This is a genomic window from Streptomyces sp. NPDC101776 (assembly GCF_044766845.1).
In the GTDB taxonomy this organism is placed as follows: Bacteria; Actinomycetota; Actinomycetes; order Streptomycetales; family Streptomycetaceae; genus Streptomyces.
This window is the reverse complement of sequence record NZ_JBIWMV010000019.1, coordinates 24,858-37,693: the sequence shown is the minus strand read 5'-3', so window position 1 is coordinate 37,693 and position 12,836 is coordinate 24,858. Positions and strand designations below refer to the sequence as shown.

The 12,836-nt window shown below is 71.1% G+C and carries 15 protein-coding genes; 8 read left to right on the top strand and 7 right to left on the bottom strand.

Features of this window, described 5'->3' with window-relative positions; all coding sequences use genetic code 11:
* The first annotated feature begins 22 nt into the window (after positions 1-22).
* The 3 genes from ACIRRY_RS39855 to ACIRRY_RS39845 all read left to right on the top strand — a co-directional run bounded on the left by ACIRRY_RS39855 (position 23) and on the right by ACIRRY_RS39845 (position 1,773).
* A complete protein-coding gene (locus ACIRRY_RS39855; protein ID WP_403983140.1) occupies positions 23-508 on the top strand; it encodes a phage holin family protein in 486 nt (161 codons plus the stop codon).
* A complete protein-coding gene (locus tag ACIRRY_RS39850; protein ID WP_403983137.1) occupies positions 505-1,455 on the top strand; it encodes an alpha/beta fold hydrolase in 951 nt (316 codons plus the stop codon). The genes ACIRRY_RS39855 and ACIRRY_RS39850 overlap by 4 nt, the downstream gene beginning before the upstream one ends.
* 138 nt (positions 1,456-1,593) lie before the next feature.
* A complete protein-coding gene (locus tag ACIRRY_RS39845; RefSeq protein ID WP_078623198.1) occupies positions 1,594-1,773 on the top strand; it encodes a hypothetical protein in 180 nt (59 codons plus the stop codon).
* A 30-nt stretch (positions 1,774-1,803) separates the two neighbouring features.
* Here ACIRRY_RS39845 and ACIRRY_RS39840 read toward each other — a convergent pair whose 3' ends face one another.
* The 3 genes from ACIRRY_RS39840 to nth all read right to left on the bottom strand — a co-directional run bounded on the left by ACIRRY_RS39840 (position 1,804) and on the right by nth (position 4,755).
* Positions 1,804-3,003, bottom strand: a complete 1,200-nt coding sequence (locus ACIRRY_RS39840) for a MarP family serine protease (protein ID WP_403983135.1) — start codon at positions 3,001-3,003, stop codon at positions 1,804-1,806.
* Positions 3,004-3,123: 120 nt separating this feature from the next.
* A complete protein-coding gene (locus ACIRRY_RS39835) occupies positions 3,124-3,813 on the bottom strand; it encodes an NUDIX hydrolase (RefSeq protein WP_403983132.1) in 690 nt (229 codons plus the stop codon).
* 75 nt (positions 3,814-3,888) lie between these two features.
* A complete protein-coding gene (gene nth / locus ACIRRY_RS39830; protein WP_403983129.1) occupies positions 3,889-4,755 on the bottom strand; it encodes an endonuclease III in 867 nt (288 codons plus the stop codon).
* Positions 4,756-5,007: 252 nt separating this feature from the next.
* On the opposite strand from nth, the gene ACIRRY_RS39825 reads away from it, so the two are divergent.
* The 3 genes from ACIRRY_RS39825 to ACIRRY_RS39815 all read left to right on the top strand — a co-directional run bounded on the left by ACIRRY_RS39825 (position 5,008) and on the right by ACIRRY_RS39815 (position 7,775).
* Positions 5,008-5,682 carry a Crp/Fnr family transcriptional regulator gene (locus tag ACIRRY_RS39825; protein ID WP_019063754.1) on the top strand — a complete coding sequence of 225 codons (675 nt, stop codon included), beginning with the start codon at positions 5,008-5,010 and terminating at the stop codon, positions 5,680-5,682.
* A 120-nt stretch (positions 5,683-5,802) separates the two neighbouring features.
* A complete protein-coding gene (locus ACIRRY_RS39820) occupies positions 5,803-6,852 on the top strand; it encodes a PQQ-binding-like beta-propeller repeat protein (protein ID WP_403983127.1) in 1,050 nt (349 codons plus the stop codon).
* Positions 6,853-6,932: 80 nt separating this feature from the next.
* Positions 6,933-7,775, top strand: coding sequence for a nucleotidyltransferase domain-containing protein (locus tag ACIRRY_RS39815; RefSeq protein WP_403983125.1), 843 nt, complete (start codon positions 6,933-6,935; stop codon positions 7,773-7,775).
* Here ACIRRY_RS39815 and ACIRRY_RS39810 read toward each other — a convergent pair.
* The 4 genes from ACIRRY_RS39810 to ACIRRY_RS39795 form a co-directional block, all read right to left on the bottom strand.
* On the bottom strand, positions 7,772-8,602 hold the full coding sequence (locus tag ACIRRY_RS39810; RefSeq protein ID WP_403983123.1) for an MBL fold metallo-hydrolase: 831 nt from the start codon (positions 8,600-8,602) through the stop codon (positions 7,772-7,774). The genes ACIRRY_RS39815 and ACIRRY_RS39810 overlap by 4 nt on opposite strands.
* A 67-nt stretch (positions 8,603-8,669) precedes the next feature.
* Positions 8,670-9,545 carry an NUDIX hydrolase gene (locus ACIRRY_RS39805; protein WP_403983121.1) on the bottom strand — a complete coding sequence of 292 codons (876 nt, stop codon included), beginning with the start codon at positions 9,543-9,545 and terminating at the stop codon, positions 8,670-8,672.
* 96 nt (positions 9,546-9,641) lie between these two features.
* A complete protein-coding gene (locus tag ACIRRY_RS39800) occupies positions 9,642-10,109 on the bottom strand; it encodes a RidA family protein (protein ID WP_403983118.1) in 468 nt (155 codons plus the stop codon).
* Positions 10,106-10,264: a DUF4177 domain-containing protein gene (locus ACIRRY_RS39795; protein WP_019063748.1), complete on the bottom strand. Its 159-nt coding sequence runs from the start codon at positions 10,262-10,264 to the stop codon at positions 10,106-10,108. The genes ACIRRY_RS39800 and ACIRRY_RS39795 overlap by 4 nt, the downstream gene beginning before the upstream one ends.
* A gap of 141 nt (positions 10,265-10,405) precedes the next feature.
* Here ACIRRY_RS39795 and ACIRRY_RS39790 point away from each other — a divergent pair, with 141 nt between their 5' ends.
* Positions 10,406-11,383, top strand: a complete 978-nt coding sequence (locus ACIRRY_RS39790) for an ArsA family ATPase (protein WP_403983116.1) — start codon at positions 10,406-10,408, stop codon at positions 11,381-11,383.
* The gene (locus tag ACIRRY_RS39785; RefSeq protein WP_403983114.1) at positions 11,380-12,801 is read left to right on the top strand and encodes an ArsA family ATPase; all 1,422 of its coding nucleotides are present in this window, start codon (positions 11,380-11,382) and stop codon (positions 12,799-12,801) included. The genes ACIRRY_RS39790 and ACIRRY_RS39785 overlap by 4 nt, the downstream gene beginning before the upstream one ends.
* The last annotated feature ends 35 nt before the right edge of the window (positions 12,802-12,836 follow it).

Genomic DNA, 12,836 nt, shown 5'->3' with positions numbered 1-12,836 from the left:
CATGCGGAAGAGGGAGTACGCGATGAGCGCACCCGACGGCAGCCCGGTCGGCGCCGAACGCAGCATCGGCCAGTTGTTCGCCTCGGCGACGACCGAGATGTCCGCGCTGGTGCACGACGAGATCGCGCTGGCCAAGGCGCAGCTCAAGCAGGACGTCAAGCGCGGCGCGGTGGGCAGCGGCGCGTTCACGGTCGCCGCGGTGGTCCTGCTGTTCTCCCTGCCGATGCTCAACTTCGCGCTGGCGTACGGCATCCGCACCTGGAGCGGCTGGAACATGGCGCTCTGCTTCCTGCTCTCCTTCGCGGCGAACGTGCTCGTCGCGATCGTCCTCGGCCTGATCGGCGTGCTCTTCTTCAAGAAGGCAGCGAAGAGCAAGGGCCCGCAGAAGGTGGCCGCGTCGGTCAAGGAGACCGCGGGCGTCCTCGGCAACGCCAAGCCGCATCCACGCGCGGCGATCGAGGACCGTGTCCCCGAAGCCATCGAGGCTGTGGCACGCTCGTCCTCATGACGGACCCCGCCCATCCTTGGGCACAACCTGCTTCGGTCGTACGACTCGACATTCCCGGCGGGCGCGAGGTGACCCACCGGGATGTCGCGGCCAACGGCGCGCGCTTCCACATCGCGGAGGTGGGCGACGGGCCGCTGGTGCTGCTGCTGCACGGCTTCCCCCAGTTCTGGTGGACCTGGCGGCACCAGTTGGGCGCGCTGGCCGACGCCGGGTTCCGGGCCGTCGCCATGGACCTGCGGGGCGTCGGCGGCAGCGACCGCACCCCGCGCGGCTACGACCCGGCCAACCTCGCCCTCGACATCACCGGCGTGATCCGCTCCCTCGGGGAGCCGGACGCCGCGCTCGTCGGCCATGACCTGGGCGGCTATCTCGCGTGGACGGCCGCCGCGATGCGCCCCAAGCTGGTGCGCCGGCTCGCCGTCTCCTCGATGCCGCACCCCCGGCGCTGGCGCAACGCGATGCTCTCCGACGTCAAGCAGTCGGCGGCGAGTTCCTACATCTGGGGGTTCCAGCGCCCCTGGCTGCCCGAGCGGCAACTGATCGCCGAGGACGCCGAGTTGGTGGGCACCCTGATCCGCGACTGGTCCGGCCCGCGGCTGCCGGACGACGGGGCGATCGAGGCGTACCGGCGGGCCATGCTGATCCCGTCCACCGCGCACTGCTCGATCGAGCCGTACCGCTGGATGGTGCGGTCGATGGCACGCCCGGACGGCATCCAGTTCAACCGGCGCATGAAGCGCCCGGTGCGGGTGCCGACGCTGCATCTGCACGGCTCGCTGGACCCGGTGCTGCGCACCCGCAGCGCGGCGGGTTCCGGGGAGTACGTCGAAGCGCCGTACCGCTGGCGGCTGTTCGACGGTCTCGGGCACTTCCCGCACGAGGAGGACCCGGTGGTCTTCTCCACCGAACTGGTCAACTGGCTCAAGGACCCCGAACCCGACCGATGACCGTTCGGTGACCGTCCCGCCGCGCCCGGTATCCGGATCTGAACACCTGTCCTACGAACGGCTACTTGCCTCGCGCATACGCCAATTGGGGCCCCAAGGGGTGGTTATCGACCTTGGGGCAGGGGCAGACGGAGGGGTATGGGCTGGACGCACGACTACAGTGACGCAGCACGCAATCGCCGCTCGGACCACGGTCTGAGCTCCCACCAGCGAGGCGCCCCGCAACTCCAGGGCACAGACCTCAGGGTGGGGATCCCGCGCATTCTGCGCCGCCGGGCCCGATGGGTCTCGGTACGGCTGCGTCATCCCCGAGGCTGACGCACCCACCTCTTCACAGCGGCCGGCGCCTCACAGCGCGCAACTGTCGCTGTCCACCTGCTCGTTGGCACTGCGCCCCTTGACGATGTCCTCCTGGATCTCGTCCGCGGTGAGCGCGTACCCGGTGTCGGGGTCGTCGAGGGACTTCGCGAAGACCACGCCGTACACCTTGCCCTCGGGCGTGAGCAGCGGGCCGCCGGAGTTGCCCTGACGGACCGTCGCGTAGAGCGAGTACACATCGCGGCGGACCGTGCCGCGGTGGTAGATGTCCGGGCCGTTGGCCGTGATGCGGCCCCGCACGCGGGCGGCACGGACGTCGTACGACCCGTTCTCCGGGAAGCCGGCGACGATCGCGCTGTTGCCGCTCGTGGCGTCCTTGGTCGCGAACTGGAGGGAGCGCGCCTTCAGGTCCGGTACGTCGAGTACGGCGATGTCGCGGTGCCAGTCGTAGAGGACGACCTTGGCGTCGTACTTGCGGCCCACGCCGCCTATCTGGACGGTGGGTTCGTCGACGCCGCCGACGACGTGCGCGTTGGTCATGACGCGGCGGTCGCCGAAGACGAAGCCGCTGCCCTCCAGGACCTTGCCGCAGCTCTGGGCGGTGCCCATGACCTTGACGATGGACTGCTGGGCGCGGGTGGCGACCGCGCTGGAGGCGAGGGCCGGATCGGGCGGCTGGACGTCGTTGATCGGCTCGTTCGCGAAGGGGCTGAAGACCTGCGGGAAGCCGTTCTGCGCGAGGACCGAGGAGAAGTCCGCGAACCAGGTGTCGGCCTGCGAGGGCAGCGCCCGGGACACCCCCAGCAGCACCTTGGAGCTGCGGACCTCCTTGCCGAGCGTCGGCAGGGTGGTGCCGGCCAGGGCGGAGCCGATCAGCCAGGCGACCAGGAGCATCGCGAGGACGTTGACGAGGGCGCCGCCGGTCGCGTCCAGCGCGCGGGCCGGGGACCAGGTGATGTACCGGCGCAGTTTGTTGCCGAGGTGGGTGGTCAGGGCCTGGCCGACGGAGGCGCAGACGATGACGACGATCACCGCGACGACGGCCGCGGTGGTGCTGACCTCCGACTTGTCGGTCAGCGCGTCCCAGAGCACGGGCAGTGTGTAGACGGCGACCAGGCCGCCGCCCAGGAACCCGATCACCGACAGGATGCCGACGACGAACCCCTGGCGATAGCCCACGATCGCGAACCACACGGCGGCGACCAGCAACAGGATGTCCAGCACGTTCACCGGTTCAGGCCTCGCCTCAGCACTTCGCGATCACTCCAGGTCGGTCGGGGGGCCGGCCCGCCGCGGAGCGGCAATCGGATACGGCGTCCCCCGGGAAGACACAGCACGACGGACACCTTGTCATGACCGCCAGTCGAGGGGGACCTGCTTCTCGCGGTCCCAGGGGCGCTCCCAGCCCGCGTAGTGCAGCAGGCGGTCGATGACTCCGGCCGTGAAACCCCAGACAAGTGCCGATTCGACCAGAAATGCCGGACCCAGGAAGCCGCTGGGGTGCGAGACCGTGACCCTGTTGGCCGGATCCGTGAGATCCGCCACGGGGACCGTGAACACCCTGGCCGTCTCGTTCGGGTCGACCACGCCCACCGGTGTCGGCTCCCGCCACCAGCCCAGCACCGGTGTCACCACGAAGCCGCTCACCGGGATGTACAGCTTGGGCAGCACCCCGAAGAGCTGCACTCCGGCCGGGTCGAGCCCGGTCTCCTCCTCGGCCTCGCGGAGAGCGGCCCGCAAGGGCCCGTCGCCCGTCGGATCACCGTCCTCGGCGTCGAGAGCGCCACCGGGGAAGGACGGCTGCCCGGCATGCGACCGCAGTGACGTCGACCGCTCCATGAGCAGCAGCTCGGGCCCCCGATCGCCCTCTCCGAAGAGGATCAGCACCGCCGACTGCCGACCCGCCCCGTCCTCCGGCGGCAGAAACCGGCTCAGCTGCAACGGCTCGACCGTCTCCACGGCGTGCACCACCGGATCCAGCCAGTCGGGCAGCCCCTCCTTGTCGAGCCCCACACCCTGGGTATTGCTCGCGCGTGTCATCCCCCACCCCCGTTCACACCGATCAACGCCCGATACCTCCGAGATCGTTCCGTCATCCGGCCCCCGACGTCGTCGTCATGCCGATCCCAGGGGCGGCGCCGGTTTCCCGCCCGCGTCCAGGTAGGACTGCGGAGGGTTCAGGCGCTGGCCGGGATAGCCGCCCTTCTCGTACTTGAGCAGCTTCTTCGCCTTCTCCGGGTCGGTCTCGCCCTCGCCGTACGCCGGGCAGAGCGGGGCGATGGGGCAGGCGCCGCAGGCGGGCTTGCGGGCGTGGCAGATCCGGCGGCCGTGGAAGATCACGTGGTGCGAGAGCATCGTCCAGTCGCTCTTCGGGAAGAGCGCTCCCACGGCGGCCTCGATCTTGTCGGGCTCGGTCGCCTCGGTCCACTTCCAGCGTCGTACGAGCCGCTGGAAGTGCGTGTCCACGGTGATCCCGGGCCGCCCGAAGGCGTTGCCGAGCACCACGAAGGCGGTCTTGCGGCCCACACCGGGCAGCTTGACGAGATCTTCGAGCCGCCCCGGGACCTCGCCCCCGAAGTCCTCGACCAGCGCCTTGGAGAGCCCTATCACCGATTTGGTCTTGGCCCGGAAGAACCCGGTCGGGCGGAGGATCTCCTCGACCGCCTCCGGGTCGGCGACGGCCAGATCCTCGGGGGTGGGGTACTTGGCGAACAGGGCCGGCGTCGTCTGATTGACCCTCAGGTCGGTGGTCTGGGCGGACAGGACCGTGGCGACCACGAGCTGGAACGGGTTCTCGAAGTCGAGCTCCGGGTGGGCGTACGGATAGATCTCGGCCAGTTCGCGATTGATGCGGCGGGCACGGCGGACCAGAGCGGTGTGCGATTCGGCCTTCACAGCAGCCACCCCTTTTGCCCCTTTCACCACTTTCCTACCGCCGTCAGGGCCCTGTTCGCCCACAGCGGAATCACGAGGTACAACCATCCGCCCAGCCCCCTTGGCCTGTGCTCTCACCGGCGATTTGGACACCCGGCCAGCCTAGAGCCCACCACTGACATCCGCCCCGGACCCCGAAGATCAGCCCCCAATTGGACCCCTGCCGCTTACCTCGGGACACCTGTGCGGCATCCTTGTGACAGATCACACTGTTTGGACGGTCCAGCAAAATGGGGAGCACGGTCCCCTGGTAACAAGGGGGAGCACCATCCCCTGAGCAGGTCGACAAGGAGAGAACTCGTGGACGACGTTCTGCGGCGCGCCCCGCTCTTCGCGGCGCTCGATGACGATCAGGCCGCGGAGCTGCGCGCCTCCATGAGTGAGGTGACCCTCGCGCGCGGGGACTCCCTCTTTCACGAGGGCGACCCCGGAGACCGGCTCTATGTGGTCACCGAGGGCAAGGTGAAGCTCCACCGCACCTCCCCGGACGGCCGCGAGAACATGCTGGCCGTCCTCGGCCCCGGGGAGCTGATCGGCGAGCTGTCGCTGTTCGACCCGGGCCCGCGCACGGCGACCGCCAGCGCGCTGACCGAGGTCAAGCTGCTGGGCCTGGGCCACGGCGACCTCCAGCCCTGGCTGAGCGCCCGCCCCGAGGTGGCCTCCGCGCTGCTGCGCGCGGTCGCCCGCCGGCTGCGCAAGACCAACGACGCGATGTCCGACCTGGTCTTCTCGGACGTCCCCGGACGCGTGGCCCGCGCCCTGCTGGACCTCTCCCGCCGCTTCGGCGTGCAGTCCGAGGAGGGCATCCACGTGGTGCACGACCTCACGCAGGAGGAGCTGGCCCAACTGGTCGGCGCGTCCCGCGAGACGGTCAACAAGGCGCTCGCCGACTTCGCGGGCCGCGGCTGGCTCCGCCTGGAGGCCCGCGCGGTGATCCTGCTGGACGTGGAGCGACTGGCCAAGCGCTCCCGCTGAGGACCGCCGGCCGACGACTGCTCGCTGCTCGCTGAGGACAGTTTTCGTACGACTACGAAGGGCCCTGCTCGTATTGCGGGGCCCTTCGCGTGTGGCCGGGTGGGGACCCAAGGGGTGGGGATGGACGAGGACAGAGCACCGGAGTCGGCCTGGAGGCACTCCTGGTGGCGAAGATCGGCGCGCTCCCTGTGGAGGAGCGCCGACGACCACGCCGACGGCGGTCTGAAGCCGCTGGGCCTGTGGCTGAAGGCCGACGCCGTCGTCATCGCCCACGCCGACCGGTTAGAGGCGTTCCGGGCCACCACGGGCGCACCGCTGTGGACCTGGCGCCCACCGGGCCCGCAGGCCGTCGCCCTGGCCTCCCCGGACCTCGACGACGGCGCGGTCGTGGTGCTGCACTGCGACGACGGCCGCCGGGACGTGAAGCGCGTCGGCCTCACCTGGCTGGCCGTCGACACCGGAGAGGTCGTACGACGCCGGAAGCAGGACGCGGCCCTCCTGGGGCACATACCGGCCAAGGTCGCCCTCGGCGGAGGTCTCCTCGCGACGGCCGGCGAGTCCTGGAAGGACTGGGAGACGCGGCCGGTGATGCGCGCCCTCGACCTCCGGACCGGCGAGATCCGCTGGAAGCACGACCTCACGGACCCGGGCCTGGAGAGCGTGTCCGTGATCAGCGCGCAGCCCTTCGTGGCGACCCTGCGGACCCGCGTCCGCGGCGCACGCGCCGAGCACCGGCTGCTCGTGCTGGACGACGACGGCGCGGACGGCGTGACGCTCGCCCCGCCGGACGGCTACGAGAGGTTCGGCGAGCGGATCGCCGTCACCGGTGACGTCCTGGTGGTGGGGCTGGTCCCCAAGGACAGGACCGAGCTCGACCGGGGCAACCGGCTCGGGGCGTACTCCCTCTCCACCGGCGCGTTCCTCTGGGAGTGGCACGGCGAGGAGACCTACCAGGACACCCAACTCGCCCACCAGGGCCGGTTGCTGGTCGTCCACGAGTACGGCGGCCGCCTCAGCGTGCTCGACCCCGCCGACGGCCGGGTCGTGGCCCGGCGCAAGCTGCGCGGCACCGCGTTCGAGTCCCTCGTGGCCGCGAACGGCGACCTGGTGGCCGTCGCCTGCGAGGCCGGCGACTACAGCCGCGGACTGAGGATGTTCCGCTGGCGATGACCCCGTACGGCTTCGGGACACCGGAGGACGACGACCGGAAAAGCACTCCCCCGGGGCCCGTCTCCCGGCACAGTGATCCCATGGCCGAAACCGTCCCCCACAGAGGGCTCGACGCCCAGGGATACATCGAACGCGAGGGCTCCCTGGGACGCGTCCCGCACGCCTTCCGACCGGTCGTCGCCACCGCGCGGGACCGGCTGATCGACCTCTACGGGGGACGCCTCAACAGCGCGTACCTCTACGGGTCGATCCCGCGCGGCACCGCGCGCGTGGGGCGCAGCGATCTGGACCTGCTGGTGGTGACCCGCCGGGAGCCGACCGAGGAGGACCGCTCCGCGGCCCGCGACCTCGGCGAGGCGCTCGACAAGGAGTTCCCGGAGATCGACGGCGTCGGCACGCTGCTGTACGGCTGGGCACGGCTGCTGAGCGAGCCGGAGACGTACGACCTGGGGTGGTTCGTGGCCTGCCTGTGCACACCGCTGCTCGGGGAGGACCTCGCCGAGGACCTGCCCCGCTACCGCCCCGACTCGCTGCTCGCCCGGGAGACGAACGGCGACCTGGGGCTGCTGCTCCCCCGCTGGCGCGAGCGGATCGCGTCCACGGAGGACACGGACACGGCCCGGCGCCCCCTGGTGCGCTTCATGTCCCGGCACCTGGTCCGCACCGGCTTCACCCTCGTGATGCCCCGCTGGAACGGCTGGACCAGCGACCTCGGGGAGATGGCCGAGGCGTTCGCCGCGTACTACCCCGGGCGGGCGGCGGAGTTGCGCAGGGCGGCCGTCCTCGGTCATGGGCCGACGGGAGACGCGCGCGTGCTGCGGTCGTACGTCGACGATCTGGGCCCGTGGCTGGCCGCCGAGTACGCGCGCGTGCACGGAGTGAAGACCCCGCGCCCCCAGGGACCGGATCAGACCGTCGCCTAGATCAGGCCGTGTTCCTTGAGGTAGTCCAGCTGGGCCCGCACCGACAGTTCCGCCGCCGGCCACAGGGAGCGGTCGACGTCCGCGTACACGTGGGCGACGACCTCGGCCGGGCTGCTGTGACCGTTCTCGACGGCCGTCTCGATCTGGGCGAGCCGGTGGGCGCGGTGGGCGAGATAGAACTCGACGGCACCCTGGGCGTCGTCCAGCACCGGCCCGTGGCCCGGCAGGACGGTGTGGACGCCGTCGTCGACCGTGAGGGACCGCAGCCGCCGCAGCGAGTCCAGATAGTCGCCCAGGCGGCCGTCAGGATGCGCCACGACGGTCGTACCGCGCCCCAGGACGGTGTCCCCGGTCAGGACGGCCTGATCGGCCGGGAGATGGAAGCACAGGGAGTCTCCGGTGTGCCCGGGCGTCGGCACGACGACCAGCTCCAGCCCGCCGACCCGGATCACCTCCCCGGCACCCAGCCCCTCGTCCCCGAGCCGCAGCGCCGGATCCAGCGCGCGCACCTTGGTACCGGTCAACTCGGCGAAGCGGACGGCGCCTTCCGCGTGGTCGGGGTGTCCGTGCGTCAGCAGGGTCAGCGCGATCCGCTTGCCCGCCTTCGCCGCCACATCGACGACGTTGCGCAGATGCCCCTCGTCCAGCGGCCCCGGGTCGATCACCACGGCCGACTCGGAGTCCGGCTCCGCGACGATCCACGTGTTCGTCCCGTCCAGGGTCATCACGGACGCGTTGGGCGCGAGCACGTTGACGGCACGCGCGGTGGCGGGTCCGGCGAGGACCCCGCCACGTGGCTGGCCGGGGAGAGCGGCTGCGTCGGTCATGCGGGGGCGCCTTCTCTGGGGTGAGGTGCGGTGGGGTGGATGCGCGGGGTGTCTCTCGCCGGACCCGTCATGCCGGCGCCCCGCCCACAGGGATGTGCTTCGTGAACTCCTCGTGACCCGGCCACGCCAGCACGATCTCGCCGTCCGCCAGGCTGGCCCGGGCGAGGACAGGGGTCAGATCGTGCTCCGGGGCCGACGACAGCGCCTCGGCCGCACTGCCGTAAGGGATCAGGCCGCGCAGGGTCGCGATGGTGGGCGGCATCATCGTCAGGTCGCCCTTGTCGTACGACGACGCCGCCTCGCCCGGGGTGATCCACACCGTACGGTCGGCCTCCGTGGAGGCGTTGCGGGTGCGCTGGCCCTCCGGGAGGACCGCCACGAAGAACCACGTGTCATAGCGGCGGGTCTCGAACTCCGGGGTGATCCAGCGGGCCCACGCGCCCAGCAGGTCGGAGCGCAGGACCAGGCCCCGGCGGTCGAGGAACTCCGCGAAGGACAGGTCACGGGCGACCAGGGCGGCCCGGTCCGTCTCCCAGTCGGGGCCCGTGGTGTCGCCGACCACGGAGTCGGGGGTCGGGCCGGCGAGCAGGACGCCCGCCTCCTCGTACGTCTCCCGGACCGCCGCGCACACGATCGCCTGGGCCGCCGTCTCGTCGACGCCCAGCCGGTCCGCCCACCACGCGCGCGTGGGGCCCGCCCAGCGGACGTGAAGGTCGTCGTCGCGCGGATCGACACCGCCGCCCGGGTACGCGTACGCGCCCCCGGCGAAGGCCATGGAGGCGCGTCTGCGCAGCATGTGGACGGCGGGGCCGGTGTCGGTGCCGGTGTCCCTGAGGAGCATCACCGTGGCCGCCCGCCGGGGCTCCACCGGAGTGAGCCGGCCCTCCGCGAGCGCCCTGATGCGCTCGGGCCACTCCTCCGGGTACCACTGACCGTTCGCCATGGGCGGAGGCTATCCCGTAGCGCGCGGATGTTCGAGAGGCAACAACGTGCACTCCAGGACACCGATCACGCCCGGTCACGCACTCCGGGACAGCGACTACGCCTGCGTCAGCTCCACCTGGATCTCGACCTCGACCGGTGAGTCCAGCGGCAGTACCGCCACGCCGACCGCGCTCCGCGCGTGCACGCCCTTGTCGCCGAGGACCTCGCCGAGGAGTTCGCTGGCGCCGTTGACGACACCGGGCTGGCCGGTGAAGTCGGAGGCGGAGGCGACGAAGCCGGTGACCTTCACCACGCGCGCGACGCGATCCAGGTCACCGGCGACGGACTTGACCGCCGCGAGGGCGTTCAGCGCGCAGGTGCGGGCCAGTTCCTTGGCCTCCTCCGCGGTGACCTCGGCGCCCACCTTGCCGGTGACCGGAAGCTTGCCGTCCACCATGGGCAACTGGCCGGAGGTGTACACGTAGACACCGCTTTGCACGGCGGGCTGGTACGCGGCGAGCGGCGGGACGACCGCCGGCAGGGTCAGACCGAGCTCGGCCAGCCGGGCCTCGACGGCGCTCATGCCTTCTCCCGCTTGAGGTAGGCCACCAGTTGCTCGGGGTTGTTCGGCCCGGGCACGACCTGGACGAGCTCCCAGCCGTCCTCGCCCCAGGTGTCCAGAATCTGCTTCGTGGCGTGGACGAGCAGCGGCACAGTCGAGTATTCCCACTTGGTCATGCGGCCGACTTTAGCGGCTGCGAACCGGCCGCCCGTGGCCGCGTTGTCCGGCACGTGTCCGTCGCGTATCCGTCGGGCTGTCCGTCGCGTTATCCACAGCCTCCCGGTTGGTTCGGGCGCGGACTGGTTAGGCTCGAAGACGTGAGCAGGCTCCAGGTCGTCAGTGGCAAGGGCGGTACCGGCAAGACCACGGTAGCCGCGGCCCTCGCGCTGGCCCTGGCCACCGAGGGGAAGCGGACGCTTCTCGTCGAGGTCGAGGGTCGCCAGGGCATCGCGCAGCTCTTCGAGACGGAGACGCTGCCCTATGAGGAGCGGAAGATCGCCGTCGCTCCCGGGGGCGGGGAGGTGTACGCCCTGGCCATCGACCCCGAACGGGCCCTTCTGGACTACCTCCAGATGTTCTACAAACTGGGCAGCGCCGGCCGCGCCCTGAAGAAACTCGGGGCGATCGACTTCGCGACCACGGTCGCGCCCGGCCTCCGGGACGTCCTCCTGACCGGCAAGGCCTGCGAGGCCGTACGCCGCAAGGAGAAGAGCGGGCGGTTCGCCTACGACTACGTCGTCATGGACGCGCCGCCCACCGGCCGCATCACCCGCTTCCTGAACGTCAACGACGAGGTCGCCGGGCTCGCGAAGATCGGCCCGATACACAATCAGGCACAGGCGGTGATGCGGGTCCTGAAGTCCCCGGAGACGGCCGTGCACCTGGTGACGCTCCTTGAGGAGATGCCCGTCCAGGAGACCGCGGACGGCATCGCCGAACTGCGGGCGGCCCGGCTGCCGGTGGGCCGGATCATCGTGAACATGGTGCGGCCCGAGGTGCTGGACGCGACCGACCTGGATCTCGTACGGGCCGTGCCGCGCACCGCCGTGGCGCAGTCGCTGTCCGCCGCGGGCCTCGGCGGGGCCCGGCGCGGCGGCAACGCCGAGAAGCTGGTGGATCCGCTGCTCGCGCAGGCCGAGGAGTACGCCGAGCGGTACGCGCTGGAGCACGACCAGCGGGCGGTGCTCGGCGAGCAGGGCCTGCCGTTGCACGAGCTGCCGTTGCTCGCCGAGGGCATGGACCTCGCGGGCCTGTACGAACTCGCCAGCGAGCTGCGGAAGCAGGGGATGTCATGAGTCCGGATACGGCCCGCGCACAGAACACCGCCCAGGGCTCCCGCTCCCACCACATCTCCCACGCGCGCGTGCTCGACGTCGACCCGCTGATCGACGACCCGGAGACCCGCATCGTGGTGTGCTGCGGCTCGGGCGGGGTCGGCAAGACGACCACCGCGGCGGCGCTCGGGCTGCGGGCGGCCGAGCGGGGGCGGAGAGTCGTCGTCCTGACCATCGACCCGGCCCGGCGGCTCGCCCAGTCCATGGGCATCGACTCGCTGGACAACACGCCGAGGCGGGTGAAGGGCGTCGACGGGGGCGGCGAACTGCACGCCATGATGCTCGACATGAAGCGCACCTTCGACGAGATCGTCGAGGCGCACGCGGACCGTGAGCGGGCGGCCGCGATCCTGAACAACCCCTTCTACCAGTCGCTCTCGGCGGGCTTCGCGGGCACGCAGGAGTACATGGCGATGGAGAAGCTGGGCCAGTTGCGCGCCCAGCACGACTGGGACCTGATCGTCGTGGACACCCCGCCGTCCCGCTCGGCGCTCGACTTCCTGGACGCGCCGAAACGTCTCGGCTCGTTCCTGGACGGCAAGTTGATCCGGCTGCTGACCGCACCGGCGAAGCTGGGCGGCCGGGCCGGGATGAAGTTCCTCAACGTCGGCATGTCGATAATGACGGGCACCCTGGGCAAGCTGCTCGGGGGTCAACTCCTCAAGGACATCCAGACGTTCATCTCCGCCATGGACACCACCTTCGGCGGGTTCCGCACGCGCGCGGACGCGACGTACAAGCTGCTTCAGGCGCCCGGCACCGCGTTCCTGGTGGTCGCGGCCCCGGAGCGGGACGCGCTGCGCGAGGCCGCGTACTTCGTGGAGCGGCTGGCGGCCGAGGAGATGCCGCTGGCCGGTCTGGTGCTCAACCGGGTGCACGGCAGTGGTGCCGCCCGGCTGTCGGCCGAGCGGGCACTCGCCGCCGCGGAAAATCTTGAAGAGACCCGCATTGTCGATCAGGTGGGCGGGAAAGCTGGACTTCGTAACTCTCCCGACACGTACGGAAGTTCAGAATCTCCCGGTCCCAGATCTCCCGCTTCCGAGACGACAGCCCGTGCCGCAGCTCCTGACGAAGGCTCCCCCGCCGACACGGACCAGGAGCGGTCCGCCGCCACGGACGACCAGCCGCCCGGCGACGAGCGGTCCGACGAGCGATCCGTGGACCAACTCACCGCAGGCCTGCTCAAGTTGCACGCCGAACGCATGCGACTGCTCTCCCGTGAGCAGCGCACACGTGACCGCTTCACCGCACGCCACCCCGAGGTGGCCGTGGCCGAAGTGGCCGCGCTGCCCGGCGATGTGCACGACCTCGCGGGGCTGCGGGACATCGGGAACCGGCTCGCGGCCGGTCGGCCGGAGCTGCCCGAGACGCAGGTCTGACGCGGACCTCCGGGCGCGTGCCCCGGGGATCGCCC